Annotated in this window: 7 protein-coding genes and 1 pseudogene; 3 read left to right on the top strand and 5 right to left on the bottom strand. The window is 57.1% G+C overall.

Annotated elements, in window-relative coordinates; translation table 11 throughout:
• Positions 1 to 6 precede the first annotated feature (6 nt).
• Together gmtZ and gmtY are read right to left on the bottom strand one after the other, a co-directional pair.
• The gene (gmtZ, locus tag IFU31_RS18775) at positions 7 to 3,831 is read right to left on the bottom strand and encodes a gamma-mobile-trio integrase GmtZ (protein ID WP_192104122.1); all 3,825 of its coding nucleotides are present in this window, start codon (positions 3,829 to 3,831) and stop codon (positions 7 to 9) included.
• Positions 3,832 to 4,274: 443 nt separating this feature from the next.
• The gene (gmtY, locus tag IFU31_RS18770) at positions 4,275 to 5,687 is read right to left on the bottom strand and encodes a gamma-mobile-trio recombinase GmtY (RefSeq protein ID WP_244657704.1); all 1,413 of its coding nucleotides are present in this window, start codon (positions 5,685 to 5,687) and stop codon (positions 4,275 to 4,277) included.
• Between the two features lie 716 nt (positions 5,688 to 6,403).
• On the opposite strand from gmtY, the pseudogene IFU31_RS18765 reads away from it, so the two are divergent.
• Positions 6,404 to 6,907: pseudogene (locus IFU31_RS18765) on the top strand (mechanosensitive ion channel family protein); the annotation flags it as partial.
• Positions 6,908 to 7,427: 520 nt separating this feature from the next.
• Complete coding sequence (locus tag IFU31_RS18760; RefSeq protein ID WP_192104120.1) at positions 7,428 to 9,308, top strand: methyl-accepting chemotaxis protein; 1,881 nt, start codon at positions 7,428 to 7,430, stop codon at positions 9,306 to 9,308.
• Positions 9,309 to 9,367: 59 nt separating this feature from the next.
• On the opposite strand, the gene IFU31_RS18755 is transcribed toward IFU31_RS18760, so the two are convergent.
• Both IFU31_RS18755 and IFU31_RS18750 read right to left on the bottom strand, forming a co-directional pair.
• Positions 9,368 to 9,649, bottom strand: coding sequence for a hypothetical protein (locus IFU31_RS18755; protein ID WP_122479223.1), 282 nt, complete (start codon positions 9,647 to 9,649; stop codon positions 9,368 to 9,370).
• A gap of 163 nt (positions 9,650 to 9,812) precedes the next feature.
• Positions 9,813 to 10,697, bottom strand: coding sequence for a hypothetical protein (locus IFU31_RS18750; RefSeq protein WP_244657703.1), 885 nt, complete (start codon positions 10,695 to 10,697; stop codon positions 9,813 to 9,815).
• A gap of 252 nt (positions 10,698 to 10,949) precedes the next feature.
• On the opposite strand from IFU31_RS18750, the gene IFU31_RS18745 reads away from it, so the two are divergent.
• Positions 10,950 to 12,893: a methyl-accepting chemotaxis protein gene (locus IFU31_RS18745; protein WP_185793891.1), complete on the top strand. Its 1,944-nt coding sequence runs from the start codon at positions 10,950 to 10,952 to the stop codon at positions 12,891 to 12,893.
• 155 nt (positions 12,894 to 13,048) lie between these two features.
• Here the strand turns inward: IFU31_RS18745 and IFU31_RS18740 are convergent, their stop codons facing one another.
• Positions 13,049 to 15,379 carry a TonB-dependent receptor gene (locus tag IFU31_RS18740; RefSeq protein WP_244657712.1) on the bottom strand — a complete coding sequence of 777 codons (2,331 nt, stop codon included), beginning with the start codon at positions 15,377 to 15,379 and terminating at the stop codon, positions 13,049 to 13,051.
• Positions 15,380 to 15,452: the final 73 nt, after the last annotated feature.

The following is a 15,452-nucleotide window of genomic DNA, read 5'->3' as shown; positions in this document are numbered from 1 at the left end:
CATACGTCAATAACAGGGCTCTGCTTCAATCAATTGGGGCTGCCGAGCACGGCCAGCGGGGATACCACCAAGGCCGGGCAATGACTCGCTGGACATGAGGGTGGTGATCTCCTTCACACTGATGGTATGCTCTCCTTGCAAGTCCTCCAGCCGCAACTGCCCGCTGATCAACTCGTCGACCTTCTTTCTGCTTTTCAACCGACTGAACAGGAATGACGAGACCTGGTTGCCGAGACGAAGCTGCTCACGCTCATCGAGCTGAAGCATCACAGGACGAATGCCATTGTTGAGGGCAAGTCGATCCAGCAGCTGGGCTCTGCGAGGAGTCGCCACCACCGCTGAAGCTGATTGATAAAGCGTGGCGTTCTGGCAAACCTCGTCCAGCTGATGGAAAAGCGACGTCTCCTCATACGCGATCTCAAGTTCGTGCCGGTCGCTCACCAGCAGTTGCATACCATCAGTTCTGGAGGCCTCTGCCTGACTATTGGTATTAAGCAACACCTTGCATTCCGAGATCAGCTTGGTGAGGGCCTGCAAATCACCGATGTACATGTCCATTTTCGTGACGACACCTTCCTGTTCTGCTTCGAGCTTTCGAATTGCAACGTTAACCCGTTTCAACTCCCGGTCATTAAACGGCTTACCTGCTTGAGCACAGTCGAACTTTTCGTTCCTGAGGTCTTGGCAACGCGCACGGTAATCCATAAGTTTTTGATCGATATCGGCATAGTTTTGCCAGTTGAGGTTTGCGGTCAGAGAGATTTCATTCCACAAAGCCGCCAGTCCTCCCAGGAACACCGGCCCAGTGACAAAGTGTCGGCAGCGTGGGCAGTTCTGCAGCCCCAGATGCCCAGCCTGGACAGGCGACCATTGCTTGCCTGTCGATTCACCACCATCGCCACACCGAGCGCCGGCATAAGGACACATGCCGTAGTCCCTGACCAGTTGAGTACCGCTATTACCCGCAAGTAGTGCTTCGAGCGCTTCCTTGGTGCTACCTACCATCTGATGCTTGAGCTCATCCAACCGCTTCTGCTCAACCATGATCTGCATGTCGGTCGCATCGTCCTGCAGTGCCCGCTTCTCTCCTTCCGTCATAGCCTGGCGGACTGACGCAGAGCCTACTTTCACGTAATAAATCGTCATCACGATCGACGCATGGCCAACGATTTTCATGATGATCTCTACGGGCATGCCGAACTTCATCACATAGGCAGTGATCAAACTGACCCGCATTGAGTGAGTCGTAAACTCTGAGTAGTACCGAGTCAGAGTCGACTTAGATACGCGATCCGACCTTTCATAAGTATCATCAAATGACGCCAGGACAAGGTCATCAGGTTGGATATTGTAGAGCGTTGCAGCCAATCGACTGGCAACACCACCCGCGTAAACTGGGGGCTTATCTTCACCAAAAGCCCGAAACAGGAAACAAGCATCCGGTTTCTTCTTGAGTTTCAATTTGCTGAAGTTACAACGGCTGGCGCAATCTACCCAACGTGTCCGCTTAACAATAGGGTTGTACTTCTTCTGCCATTCACGCAGCACCGTTAGCCAATACACAAGGGGTTGGGGAATCCATGGCACGTCATAGCCACCTCCATCGTAGCTGGTCTTGTTGGACGTGAAATGCATTCCCCAATTCCCATCATCATGGGAAACGAAGGCCTGCTGAAGCTCTTGTTCAGCCATGGGGCTGGTATTTAGCACCCATTGGAGTTCACCGCTACTAATATCAACGATAAATTCATCAGCTTCTCCTGAATCGTTGTACATCACTTGTCGCGCCCGAGCTGGAACAGACAACAGCGTGTACACCGCAATCCAATACATGGGAATCCAGAGATAATACTGATCTCCGCTTTTGCGATAGACGCAGTTAGGATCGTTGAAATCAATCATCGACTCGTCGACAGCTAAGTAATCCGAATCGAAACCATGGATATTGACAAGATCACGGAGTGCCTTGGCATGCGGCGGTACGATCCAATCCTTGGCTGCTTTGACGAACTGGTACGCTAGAGGTGGCTTCGTGGACTCAGATGGCCTATGGAACTCACCATTGTACTTAATTGCTGCCAATGGATTTGCGGCATCTGCAGTCCTATAGATTTTCCCACTCTCATCTTCATCAAAGAAGTGACGTCTCAAGGCGTCATTGAGGTACTCCTGGATTTCGTACCAGGTGCGCCTACAATTCGCAGGCGTGCCCTGAGAAGCGAGAAATTTCTCAAACTGTACGGTGTCGACACGCTTGAGCTGGAGGAAATCCTGTACGGTAGCACCATACCCATTAGGCTCAATGTAATAACGAATAAATTTACATAACGAATACTCTCGCGTACCTACAGCCGGCAACCGCTCAAGCCAATAGGCCACGTCAGCAATCCAACCTGCGCTTTTCTTTGAAACGAAGGTGAGCAAGTTAGGCAGATCCCTGCACAGAAAATCATAAACACTTACCCACTTTTTGTAGTGAAGTTCAGGCCTGTTAACCATTCTAGGATCATCGAGCTTTCTCGCTAATTTTCTGTAGTCTTTCAGCGTTTTACAATTATGGCTCTGCGCAATTGACTGAAGCTCCTGATACGAGTAAGGCGTAATGAATCCACAGGCATCGTACCAATCCACCCACTCCTCTGAGAAAAGCACTTCCGGATTCTCAGGCAACACTGGGAACCTATTTCTAGCCTCAAGATAAGCATCTTGGGTCTTCACGCCCAAAAGTTTGGTAGCGAGCTTAACATCGGCCAGATTTTCATAATTCTCGGGTAGCAAAAAAGTAGGCCAACCAGGAAAGTCAGGATATTTCTTGGTCGGGTCGGAGGGAAGGCGAGTGTCCACTTTATAGCCAACTCTATAGGCTGAATAGCCATCAAAACGATGCGGCAATACCACAGCCTTTGCTTCTTGCCAGGTCTTGCACGCGAAACGCGCACGACCAACCATCGCCTTTCCCCAGCCCGGCCAATCCTCTAGGTAAACTCGCTCCGGCCAAACTGGCAGGCATGCGTCTTCGGCATGCCGTTCCATGTACTCTCTCTGGGATTTAATACCCAAGCGCGAAACAGCAGCCGAGAACTCCCCCCAAGTTGGATAAACATTACTTTCCTCCGCCAAGTTAACCCCATCCAACTTATCTGCCACCTGAAGAAAGTGCGGCCAACCTTTCCACTCACTGCAATAACGCTTTAAAGGACTGGCAATCAGCTTAGGATCCTTCTTTCGGTTCCTGCGGTAGGCGTCAGGACTGGTAATTCCCAAGCGCTTTGCTGCATCCGATGCTTCTTGATAAGTTGCGTAGGGCACATCTCCAATACCCAGAAACACTTCATAGCCTGGAAACTCCTTGTAGTGGTTTTCAGGGGTGTAGGGTAGTCGCGGATCGATCTTGGCAGCCTTAATATAACTCGCCCGACCTTTCACACCCAAGGCCAGTGCAGCTTCTTGAGCCTCCTCCAAGGTCGCATAGAACTCGGGCCTGCCAGTGAAATGATTCCAACTCACAAACTCGGTGCCGTAATGAATGTCGGGATCCCAAGGCAACATGGGATAGTCTTTACGAAACCGATTGTATTCGGACTTAAGCAGAACTTTATTATCAATAATCAACGCTCTCGCTTCTTCGTAGGTATAGAACACCTGAGAAACTCTGCGCGGGCGTTGAGGATAGCTTTTACTTGAGGCCTGTTCGACACTGACATCCCCCACAATCTCACCGTCGGGCATAACAGTATCGACAGCAACAATGGCACCGCCCCGTTTATATCGTACCTTAACTGATTTCCCGTCTTCGCCAAGAATTCTGGGAGATGCAACCCTTTTAGCCATGAAATAGTACCTAAGGTGTGGTTTTCTTTAAAACGTACTAAGTCGCCGAGAGACTGTCACTAGAAATAGGCTAAAAGTTGGCCGGCCAGATCTCCTTGAAAAATGATCATTTATTGATCAATCTCAAGCTCAGTTTTAAATTGTGGTGGCGAGATTTGAATCTGATGGCGAGGACAACGAATTTTGTCCTCAGATTTCACGCAGCAGCGCTCAATTTAGAATTGCACACCGCAAATGGAGGGTTGAGGAGCTGTTTTTGAATTGGAGATAATTTATTATTTTGTGACTGGCATCACATTTATGACATGCATCACCCGGGCGATCCACCTGCACCCAGCAGCGCCTGATGGTGGGGCTGAGGGCTGATGGGTTATTCAGGTGTCGCATGGAAACGCCAGTTTCTGCTCGCCGTGCATGAGCCAAGCAGCGCTTGGAGTCAGCGCTTACGCGCCCTTGCGCTCGGCTTCTTCAAAGGCTTTGCGAACATCGTCGGCGTCAGGCTGCGTATAGACTTTGTATGAATTCGGATTTTTGTGGTGCATGGCTTTTTGGATGATATTCGGCTTAACGTCCCTCTCGACCATGCGATATCCGTAAGCATGACGGTGACCGTGCTCGGTTGTACCCAGCTTTTTCCTATGGGCAAGCCCGATTCTATTCACCGCATCACAGTGTTGCCGATTGAAGTTCTTCAGCGTTTCGGGACGACCCCGGGTGTTAGTGAACGCATACGGGTGATCATCGTCAGGCTCCGGGTCTACCCGCTGGTGCTGCAGGTACATGATGAAGTTGTACAAGAAGTCCTTTGATGCTTCAGGGGGACAGAAATATACTTCCACATAATCTTCTGTAAGCATCGGCGACTTCCACCCCGCGTGGAGTGCGTGCGACGTTGGATACTTATGCCGAGGCTGCATGCTATACCGTCGATTCAGATAATCCTGACGATTCGCATAACCTTCTTCAGGTGCTCTGCCAAAAGTAGGATGACTGATCCGAATCACCGCCTCATTCAGCTTGCGGTCGATAATAATATCTTGCAGATAAGTGTGAAAAATCTCACTTTTCCTAAGGCCACCGTAGTGCATCAGTATCGTCATCGCCCTGCCTTTATAGTCAATAAAGTTATGCTCTGTAGCGTTGGTATCGCTACACGACCTCGTCCAACCGCTGGTAAGCAAATTATGGAAATCACGCTCAGGAAACCGCTTGGTAATCTTCTGTGACATAGGTACATCAGGCCCTCGCACAGTACGCACCAATTTCAAATTCCTGGCTGCCTCGTCGGGATTGCGGAGGTGAGCCAGGAAAACATTAGATTCCTTGTGATAGTAGGCACACCAGTTCATACGTTCCTCAAGTGAGGTAGCAGTACGGAATGGATTGAGCCGGGGCTGATCATACTCTGGCTGCTGGGCGAGCCAGTCTGTGTAGGCGGTAACATGGCCTATGATTGTACGTGCATCCGTGGCCGAACGCGTTAACCAGTAAAGCCCGCTAGGATCTCGCTGCGTGTCGATATCGATAGTGCCGTATTCTACAGCGACGGCAAAAGACTTTAGCAACTCAGTAGCTTTCTCGAACACACCTTCATTTGCTTGAATATACTTAACCAGCAATCGGACTGCATAAATATTTCGCGTTCGCCATTCTTCACTTTTCCTATAGTAATTCGGATCAGCCAAGAATCGTAGATGAGATATCAAAATACCATCTTGCGTAAGCAGCGCAGGGAGCTGACGTTCCCGGCCAGTACTATCATTCCGATATAGGGTTTTGATTTTTCTTACAAACGCCATATTCTTTCCTACCGCAAGATACAAATCTTTCACAATTAAATCGCGAATAACAAGCATGAGAAATATCAAAAACACATGAGCGCCGCCACCCAAAAATGCAAAATCTGGCCGGCCATATCAGTGACAATTAACCTATTAACACTGCCTAATTTTAAAATTGGGACGTCGGATTGTTGGTTTGAGCCTCAAAATTCAAAATTTTGGAGCTCGAATTTTAAATGCGAGAGCGATAGGGAGCTTTTCGTGTGCAGATTCCACGGAGAGAACACTAATTCAAAATTGAAGATTTCTGCGATATTTGTGAACTTCATCACACATTCTAGAGGGGCGTGGCATATTGCGCTCACGCCCAATGCCATATCGACCAGCCAATGGTGGCCAACGCAGCATCAACCGCTGTGGTTAAGCGGGTTGCCAGAAACGGCAACTGAAGTTATTCAGCGTCCCACTGTAGGGATCTGGTTCAGCATCAAAGGCTTCAGGGATGTCGTGTCCAGCTCCACCTTGGCGAAAGAAATCCCTAACAGCGCACAATGCTTGTCCCTTCAAGTATTCCCATTGGCGGTACAGTTCGGGGTCGTTCCTTGTAGGGGTTTCTGGGCTTAGTACTTAGTACATAGTTTGTGGAGATCGGGTCAAGGCCCAGGGAGACATGCTCGGTTGGAAATCTGGGTTGATGAGAGGATTGGTGGTTTTATGGGCGTTTCGGGGGATGAGGAGCTGCGTGGGGCTGTGGGGAAGGTCTAGATAGTATGGAAATTTACCGGTTGTAATGGCGCGGCATGCAGCAGTCCGGTGGCCGGCGCATCAAGCGCAGCCTGCACATCGACGCCAGCGGCATACGCTTTCTCGACGAACAGGAGCAAGTGCGGCTGACCCAGATTCGCCTGCTCAGCGGCTACGTCAGCAACAAGCAGGCCGAACTCAAGGCGTGGAACGCGGCGCAGGGCGAGGTCGCGGAACTCTCGGCCAACCAGCGGCGCATGACCAACCTGGGGACTTTCCGCGCCTACGCTCTGGCGTATCTCAACGCCCACCCGGACATCCAGCCGAACATGACCTGCATGGTCCGTCAGATGGAAGCCACCGCCGAGGGCGTGCCGCTGGAAATCTACTGCTTCACCCGCACCACGGCCTGGGCCGAGTACGAGCGGATCCAGGGCGATATCTTCGATTACCTGCTGGCCGTGCTGCCGGAGTTTGGCCTGAGCGTCTACCAGAAGCCCAGCGGCGCCGATCTGCGCGGCGGGTTGGTGGCGGTGACCGGTCCGCACTGAACGCAACCCCGTTCGTAGGAGCGGTCCGTGGCCGCGAAGGGCGCACCGCGGTGTGTCAGGTACCACACGGTGCGCCCTTCGCGGCCGATGACCGCTCCTACGAGATGCCGCAGCCCCTGTGGGAGCGGGCTCTGCCCGCGAATGAGCCGCCGCGGTGGATCAGGGACTGCGCGGTGTGCCCTTCGCGGGCAGAGCCCGCTCACACAATTGGGGCGAGATTTCCCCCAGGTGGGTCAGTTTTTTCTGTGGGAGTGGGCAGAGCCCGCGAATGGGCCGCCGCGGTGTGTCAGGCACAGCGCGGAGCGCCCTCGTCGGCCGGTGACCATGTGGCGGAAAACCACGATCAGTTCTCATGTTCGCGCGCCCGCAGCCGAAACGCTTGAGACCACCGTTATCGGCGCAACTCGATTGCCGCCATCCGGTGCTCGTCCCCAGTCCGACCTGCTGCCTGACAGCGCTGCTGCATCCCCAGCACGGCGCCTGGCTTTCGCCCCCTCATGCCCCGGAACCTCTAGCGTCCATGAACTTGAAATTCAGCCATAAAATCCTGATCGCCGGGTGCAGCATCGTCATCCTGGCGTTCGCACTGTTCACGCTCTACAACGACTACCTGCAGCGCAGCGCCATCCAGCAGAACCTCAGCGCATCGGTCAAGCAGTCGGGCGAGCTGACCGCCAGCAGCGTCAAGAACTGGCTCAGCGGCCGGATTCTGGTGATTGAAAACCTGCGCCAGAACATCGCCTATCAGGGCGACAAGGCTGACTACCCAGGGCTGCTGGACCAGCCCGTGATCACGACCAACTTTCAATTCACCTACATGGGTGTGGCCGACGGCACCTTCATCCAGCGTCCCGACACCAAGATGCCTGGTGGGTACGATCCGCGTCAGCGGCCCTGGTACAACGCTGCGGTGACAGCGGATCAAGTCATGCTGACGCCGCCCTATCTGGCATCGGTGGGTGGCCTGGTCGTCACGGTGGCAGCGCCCGTCAAACGCCAAGGTCAGTTGATGGGCGTAGTCGGCGGCGACTTGAGCCTCGACACGTTGGTGCAGATCATCAATTCGGTGGATTTTGGCGGGATCGGCCAGGCGTTTCTTGTCAGCGCAGACGGTCAAGTGTTGGTGTCGCCGGACAAGGATCAGGTCATGAAAAACCTGAAAGACATCTACCCCGACAGCACGCCGCGAATCGAGAAGAATCTGCAGGAGGTCACCCTCGATGGTCAGGCGAGACTGCTGTCGTTCACGCCGGTCACAGGATTGCCATCGGCGGATTGGTACGTGGGTCTGTCGATCGACAAGGACAAAGCCTACGCCCCACTGCGCCAGTTCCGTACGTCGGCCGTGATCGCCATGGTCGTTGCCGTTCTCGCCATTGCCTTGTTGCTGACCTTGCTCATCAAGTTCTTGATGCGTCCATTGGTGACCATGGGCCGGGCAATGCGTGACATCGCGCAGGGCGAAGGCGATCTGACGCGTCGCCTGGTCGTTGAAAGCCGTGATGAATTCGGTGAACTCGGTACCTCGTTCAACCAGTTCGTCGAGCGTATCCATGCCTCCATCGGCGAGGTGTCGTCGGCTACCCGGGAAGTGCATGCATTGGCCCAACGGGTCATGCACTCTTCCAACCAGTCCATCGCAGGCTCCGACGAGCAAAGCGCCCGTACCGAAAGCGTTGCAGCTGCAATCAACGAGCTGGGTGCTGCCGCCCAAGAGATTGCACGCAACGCCGCGCAAGCGTCGCGTCAGGCCAGCGATGCCAGCGGTCAGGCCGACGACGGTCGCCAAGTGATGACGCGTACCATCGAGGCAATAAGCACGTTATCCGAGAAAATCAGCCTGTCGTGCGAGCAGATTGAAACCTTGAACGCAGGCACCGACAACATTGGCCACATCCTCGACGTGATCAAGGGTATATCCCAGCAAACCAATCTGTTGGCCTTGAACGCTGCCATCGAGGCGGCGCGGGCCGGTGAAGCGGGCCGTGGTTTTGCAGTCGTGGCCGATGAGGTGCGAAACCTGGCGCATCGCACCCAGGAGTCTGCAGAAGAGATTCACAAGATGATCACGGCGCTTCAGGTGGGTTCGCGCGAAGCGGTGGTGACGATGAATACCAGCCAGGCTTCCAGTCAGCAAAGCATGACGGTGGCCAACCAGGCCGGCGATCGTCTGGCCATCGTGACCCAGCGAATCGGCGAGATCGACGGCATGAACCAATCCGTTGCTGCCGCTACCGAGGAGCAGACTTCGGTGGTGGAGGCGCTGAATGTGGATATCAGTCAAATCAACATGCTGAATCAGCAGGGCGTGACCAACCTCACCGAAACCCTGCGAAATTGCGATGCGCTCTCCCAGCAGGCCAACCGTTTGAAGCAGTTGGTGGACAGCTTCAAGATCTAGTCATGCCCGCTGTGGCATTCAGGCCTGATGCTTGATGAATTGTGAAGAGGCGGAAAGGCTTACCCTTCCGACTTTTCCTTAGCTTCCTGCTCGGCTGCAGAGTGTCGGGTTTCGGATTTCTCGTCACCCTCCGTCATCCACGGCTTGGCGCTCTGCTGCGCCTTGTCGATCGTCTCGTTGATCTGCTTGGCCGATTCGCTGAAGGTGTCACGCGCTGCTTCGACCAGTTGCGTCTTGGAGGTTTCGATGACCTTGTTCGCCGCGGTTTCGGCCGCGTCACAGCCGGCAAGAAGGACGGTCAGCGCGACCATGGCCGGGTAAGCGATGAGTCTGGACTGCATGGAAACCTCTGGGAGGGATGGGAATGCGCCAGATCATACCGTTACAGGTTTTTGCCGAAGCAGGGATTCTGAATCAAGGTGTGTCCTGGTAGAGGCACCAGGCCCTGGCCCCGAAGCAGATTCATCTGTAGGAGCGGTCCGTGCCCGCTCCTACAGGTAATGGTCAGTACGCCATGGACAGGCTCATGGTCACCTGAGGCACCACGCTGTCGGTTTCGCCGTTCGGGCCGCTGAGTTCGCGCAGGGTGCCATCGCGGTAGATTGCCAGGGCCTCGGCGCGGGCGCTCCAGCGTGTTTCCCCCCACTTGAAGGGCTGCTCGAGCGCCAGCCCGCTGCGGGCATAGAGACGGTCGCCGGAATCGGGACCATAGAATCCATTCCAGCCGATCCCGACCGTGCTGGGAAAACTCAAGCGCAGACCGGCATCGCTCAGGTCCACGCCCGGCTCCACGCTGCCTTGGGTATACAGGCCACTGTCCCCCTGCGTACGGCTGGTGATCGCCAAACCCGGGCGCCATGCGCCAAACCCCGAATCAGCCTGGTAGGCCAAGGTAATGCTCGCCTCCTGAGTGGTGTCGGCGACATCGTTCGGGCTGGTCTTGACCGTGTAGACAAACCCCAGCCTCAACCCCTCGACGGGCGATATCACCAATCCCAGCAGGTTGTTGCTCTCGTACCAGCGCCGCGGGCTTACCCTTTCATCGCTCGATGGATCATGAAAACCGTTGCTCGTGCTGAACACCAGCCAGGCGTTGGCACGACCGTCGACAGCCTGGTGCAGGTCCAGGGCGAAACCGGCCTGGGCATGCAAGGGCACGCGACCCAGGCTTGCCGCGTCATCGTCGTAGTTGCCGCGGGCGAAGTCGCCATTGCGGACATCCACGCTCATTTGCGGGTGAAAGCGGCCTGATTCCTCGCCGATCTCGACACTGCCCAGTGCGGCATCTTCGGTATCGATGGAAGGCACGCTGCGCGGCGCCGCCAGGCTTGGTTGGATGACCACGGCCAGCGCGAAGGCGAACAGTGGAAGACGAGATACGGTGGGCATGCGCGAACGCTCTGTCAGAAAAGTCACTGAGTAGACTCTGCACGACTGAAAAAGTACCGCGAGCGGGCTGCCGGCCCACCACCGTTTCAGGTGCCGAAGCGACCGCCTGTCCGGCGCCCGCCGGACGCAGTTCAGCTTGACCTTTCGTCGCCGATAGGTTGAAAGCGATGCGAAGAACAATTCCCGAGACTGCACGCAGCACGCTGCCTTTCCTTCTGCCGACCAACACCTATAAAACCAGCGGAATACACCATGAACATCAAGCAAAAATTGACCTGGGGGTTCGCGATCATCGCCTGCCTGCCAGTGATCGTGGTCGCCGTGCTCGTCGTCTTCAACTTGCGCGAAGCTGCCAGGGCAGACTTCGTCGACAGCAGCGGGCGGGAGATCCGTCAGATCGACAATGGCATGAAGCAGTTCTTCGATGGCATCAGCCAGAACGTGGAGTACCTGGCCAAGGACCCACGTATCGTCGCCGCCACGGGTCTGAAGAATTACTCGGGCGCAGACGCCCCACAGATTCCCCTGACCGAAAACAACCAGCGTTTGCTGGAGATTTTCGATGGTTTCGCCAAGACCCATCCAAGCACCGCCTACCTGTCCCTGGGGCTCAGCGATGGCGGCTACGCCAGTTGGCCCAATGACCCGAAGATCGCCAACTACGATCCGCGCCAGCGGCCCTGGTACAAGGCGGCGATGGCCGCGCCCGGCACCACCGTGCGCACGGACGCCTACTATTGGGCGGCCGATGATGTGTCGTTGATCGGTACGGTGCACAGCGTCACCGACGCTGCCGGCAAGGTGGTCGGCGTGGTGGGCCTGGATGTTTCGCTCAAGCAGATGACCGAACTGGTGAAAAACATCAAGCTGGGCAACAGTGGCTACCTGATGCTGATCGAAGCCAACGGCAACGTGTTGGTGGACCCCAGCGATGCACAGCACAACTTCAAGCCGCTGGCCGACCTGGGCGCCAACTACGCCGAGCTGGCCAGGCACGGCGACGGTTCGACCCAGGTCGAGATCGACGGCAAGGTGTACATGGCCAACATCGTCAGCTCGTCCGGGCTTGGCTGGCGCTTCATCGGCCTGATCGAGCGTGAAGAGGTGATGGCCCGGGCATCGAACCTGACCTGGCTGATCGCAGCCATCGCCGCAGCCCTTGCCGTGGTATTCGCCATCGTCGGTGCAAGCTTCGCCGGGGTCATCGTGCGGCCGATCCGGGGCGTCGCCAACGGCCTGCAGGAAATTGCCGAAGGCGAAGGCGACCTGACTCGTCAGCTGACGGTTCAGGGCAAGGACGAGACGGCGGCGTTGGCCGGGTGGTTCAACCAGTTCATCGGGATGATTTCGCAGCTGGTGCAACGTATCGGCACCGCATCGTCCGACCTGCAGGTGGCCGCCGCCGACACACACGAGGTCGCGCGCAATATGGATGAAGTGGCTGGGCGCCAGCGCGAAGCGGTGGAGCTGGTCAGCACGGCGTTCAACGAAATGGTCGCGACGGCCAACGAAGTGGCGCGTTCCTGCGGCGAAGCGGCCACCAGCGCCGACAATGGCTACCAACAGGTCAGCGACGGTCAGCAGCGTATTGGCGAGGCAACCACCTGCGTGCTCAAACTGAGTTCGGAGCTGCAACAGTCGACTGAAACCATGCAGCTGCTGCAGCAGGACAGCAAGAACATCAACAGCATTCTGGACACCATTCGCTCCATCGCCGAGCAGACCAATCTGCTGGCGCTCAACGCCGCCATCGAGGCAGCACGGGCCGGAGACCAGGGGCGTGGTTTCGCCGTGGTCGCCGACGAGGTGCGGGCGCTGGCCCGTCGTACCGCCGACTCGACCGGGGAAATCGACGGCCTGTTGGGCAATCTCGCTCGTCGTACCCAGGTCATCACCCAGCAGATGCAGGGGAGCCTGCAGGTGTCCCAGGACAGCGTCGAATGCATCCAGCAGGCGCGAGATAGCTTCGACAAGATTCGGACTTCGGTTGATTCGATCCGTGATCAGAACAACCAGATCGCCACGGCGGCAGAGGAGCAGCACCAGGTGGCCGAAGAAATCAACCGGCACATCGCGCAGATCCATGCCGATGCTCAGTTGGTCGAAGAGTACGCGCACACGGCACAATCGGGATCGGGGCGGCTGACAGACATTTCCGGACATCTGAAAGGGTTGGTCGGACGCTTCAAGGTTTAAGCCGATACACCGCAGTGTCTTTTTCGCGGGCAGAGCCCGCTCCCACAGGTTCACGGTTCAACCTGTGGGAGCGGGCTCTGCCCGCGAAGGCTTCACCGCGTACCGTCTGACACACCGCAGCACCCGGTCCCATAGATGGCCGCTTCCACAGACAGTCAGAAGCCAACCGTGGCGGAGACCAGGTAGGTTCTCGGGGTGGCCAGGGTCAACCCCGGCTCGCTGTCGTCCGAAGCGCCGGCCGATGCCCAGTAGCGCTTGTCCAGTACGTTCTCGACATTGGCGCGCAGCGTGACGGCTTTGCCCTGCACCTTGAACGCGTACCGCGCACCCACGTCGAATCGCTCCCAACTGTCGATTTCCTTGCTGTTGGCTTGATCCAGGTACTGCGCGCTGGAGTAGATCCCGCGTCCACTGAGCGTCAACCCTGGCAAGGCCGGCACGTCCCACTCTGCACCCAGGTTGACATTCAGCTCGGGCGTGGCGGGTGCACGGTTGCCATCGAAGGCGCCTGCAGTGGTACCGCTCAGCTCGCTGTCGATGTACATCACCCCGCCCAGCAGGCGCACGCCAGCAAGCGGCTCACCAAACACGCTCAATTCCACGCCGTTGTTTTCGCGCTTGCCATTGGGCCCGAAGGTGCGGGTGACGGTGTTGGTTTCGTACGCAGGCTGCTTGATACGAAACGCGGCCGCGGTGATAGCCAGGCTGCCCAGATCGTACTTGGCACCCACCTCCACCTGGCGGCTGATGAAAGGCGGGAAAATCTCGTCCTCGTTGATCGAGGTGGAAGGCGCGATCTTGCCCTGGCTCAGGCCTTCCAGATAGTTGGCATACAGCGACAGCTCGTCGGTGAGTTTGTAGAGCACGCCTGCCGAAGGCGAAAACTTCTCCTCGTCGTAGCCCGTATCGCCTTTCACCCCATCGCTCCAGTCATCGACCTTGACCCGCTGCCAGCGCCCGCCCAGGGTCAGCAGCAAGCGGTCGTCGAAGAAGCCGAGGGTGTCGGACAGCGCCACGCCGTCGAACCTGTTCTCGGTATAGACCTTCGCGTCCTGCCGCGTGGGGTTGGTCGGCGTTGGTGTGGCTATCGGGTCGTAAAGGTTGCTGCGCCCCCTGGCGTAGCGCGCGCCGCCATTGGTGAAGTCCATGTAGAAATGACTGGCGGCCAGATTCACTTCATGACTGACCGGGCCGGTCTGGAACCAGTTGCGCACGCCCACCGTGGCCGTGCGCACGCTCTCGTCGCGGGTGAAGTCGCGGGGCAGTACCTCGAAATCACCGGCATCGTTGGTGACGGACACGTTGTGCCGGAGGAAATCGTGGTTGCTTTCCCGTGCACCGATGCTGCCGTACAGCAGGGTCGAATCATTCAAATCGTATTCGCCGTTGAACGCCCCGAACGTATCCTCGGTACGCGCCTTGCTCCAGCGTTGCGCGTAGTTGTCGCGCACATGGTTGGCACCCGGCACGCGCGCGTTGACACCGACCTGGACGCGCTCCTGCGGCGCATCGGTATCACGTTCGGTATGCCCCAGGTCGGTGGAAAGCCGCAGGCGCTCGCCGCGAAAATCCAACCCGATCACGGCCATCTCGCGGTCCACGCTCTGCTGGTCCCACGTGGTATCACCTGCTTGCTTCACCGCATTGAGGCGGACACCAAAGCGCTGATCTTCACCAAAGCGGCGGCCGACATCCACCGCGCCGCCGGCCTGGCTGTCGGAAGCGTAGCTGGCGGTGAACTCGTTGATCGGCGTATCGGTGGCACGCTTGGGCACCACGTTGATGCCGCCACCGACACTGCCCCGCGGGGAAATGCCATTGATCAACTGACTGGGCCCACGGAGGATGTCCACTCGGTCGGCCATTTCCATGTCGATGGAATACGTAGGCAGTATTCCGTACAACCCGTTGTAGGACACATCGCTGTTGAACAGGCTGAAGCCACGAATGGTGAACTGTTCGAAACGCCCGCCTGCCGGGTTGGTGGTACGCACTGCCGGGTCGCTGGCGACCAGATCGCCCAGGGTGCGGGCCTGCTGGTTCTTGCTGGTCTCGCTGGTGTAGGTGGTCATGCTGAACGGCGTGTCCATGAAGTCTCGCGCACCCAAAAGGCCTTGCGAGCCACGCCGCGCCACCTGCCCACCGGCATACGGCTCGCCTGCAAGGCTGCCTTGCGCGGCACCGGTCACCGTGGTGGGGGTGATTTCCACGACGTCTGCCCCTTGGGGCGCAGCTACCAGGATATAGGCATTCTGCCCTACCGCCTGCAGACGCAGACCGCTACCGGCCAGCAACTGGGCGAAACCGCTTTCGACGCTGTACTCACCGGCCAGCCCGGCGCTGCGCCGACCGTCGACCAACGCGGGGGCGACCGACAGGCTGACCCCGGCCTGGCTGGCAAAGCGTGTCAACGAAGCGGCGAGATCGCCCTGCGGCACGCTGTAGACGCGAGCGCCGCCATCGGCAAGGGCCATTTGCAACGGCATCGGCGCCAGGCCGAGCAGCAGGCTGAGATGCAGCGCACGCGCATAGTGGGTCGGTGGCTTGCGGGTGGACCGG

The sequence above is a fragment of the Pseudomonas sp. CFBP 13602 genome (assembly GCF_014842725.1).
GTDB lineage: Bacteria > Pseudomonadota > Gammaproteobacteria > Pseudomonadales > Pseudomonadaceae > Aquipseudomonas > Aquipseudomonas baltica.
Note: the sequence above shows the minus strand (reverse complement) of the source record. Positions and strands in the feature narration are given on the sequence as shown.

Coding starts and splice junctions, on each gene's coding strand:
- gmtZ (WP_192104122.1), bottom strand. CDS start 3,831: ATGGCTAAAAGGGTTGCATCTCCCAGAATTCTTGGCGAAGACGGGAAA.
- IFU31_RS18750 (WP_244657703.1), bottom strand. CDS start 10,697: ATGCCCACCGTATCTCGTCTTCCACTGTTCGCCTTCGCGCTGGCCGTG.
- IFU31_RS18760 (WP_192104120.1), top strand. CDS start 7,428: ATGAACTTGAAATTCAGCCATAAAATCCTGATCGCCGGGTGCAGCATC.
- IFU31_RS18755 (WP_122479223.1), bottom strand. CDS start 9,649: ATGCAGTCCAGACTCATCGCTTACCCGGCCATGGTCGCGCTGACCGTC.
- IFU31_RS18740 (WP_244657712.1), bottom strand. CDS start 15,379: ATGCCGTTGCAAATGGCCCTTGCCGATGGCGGCGCTCGCGTCTACAGC.
- IFU31_RS18745 (WP_185793891.1), top strand. CDS start 10,950: ATGAACATCAAGCAAAAATTGACCTGGGGGTTCGCGATCATCGCCTGC.
- gmtY (WP_244657704.1), bottom strand. CDS start 5,687: ATGCTTGTTATTCGCGATTTAATTGTGAAAGATTTGTATCTTGCGGTA.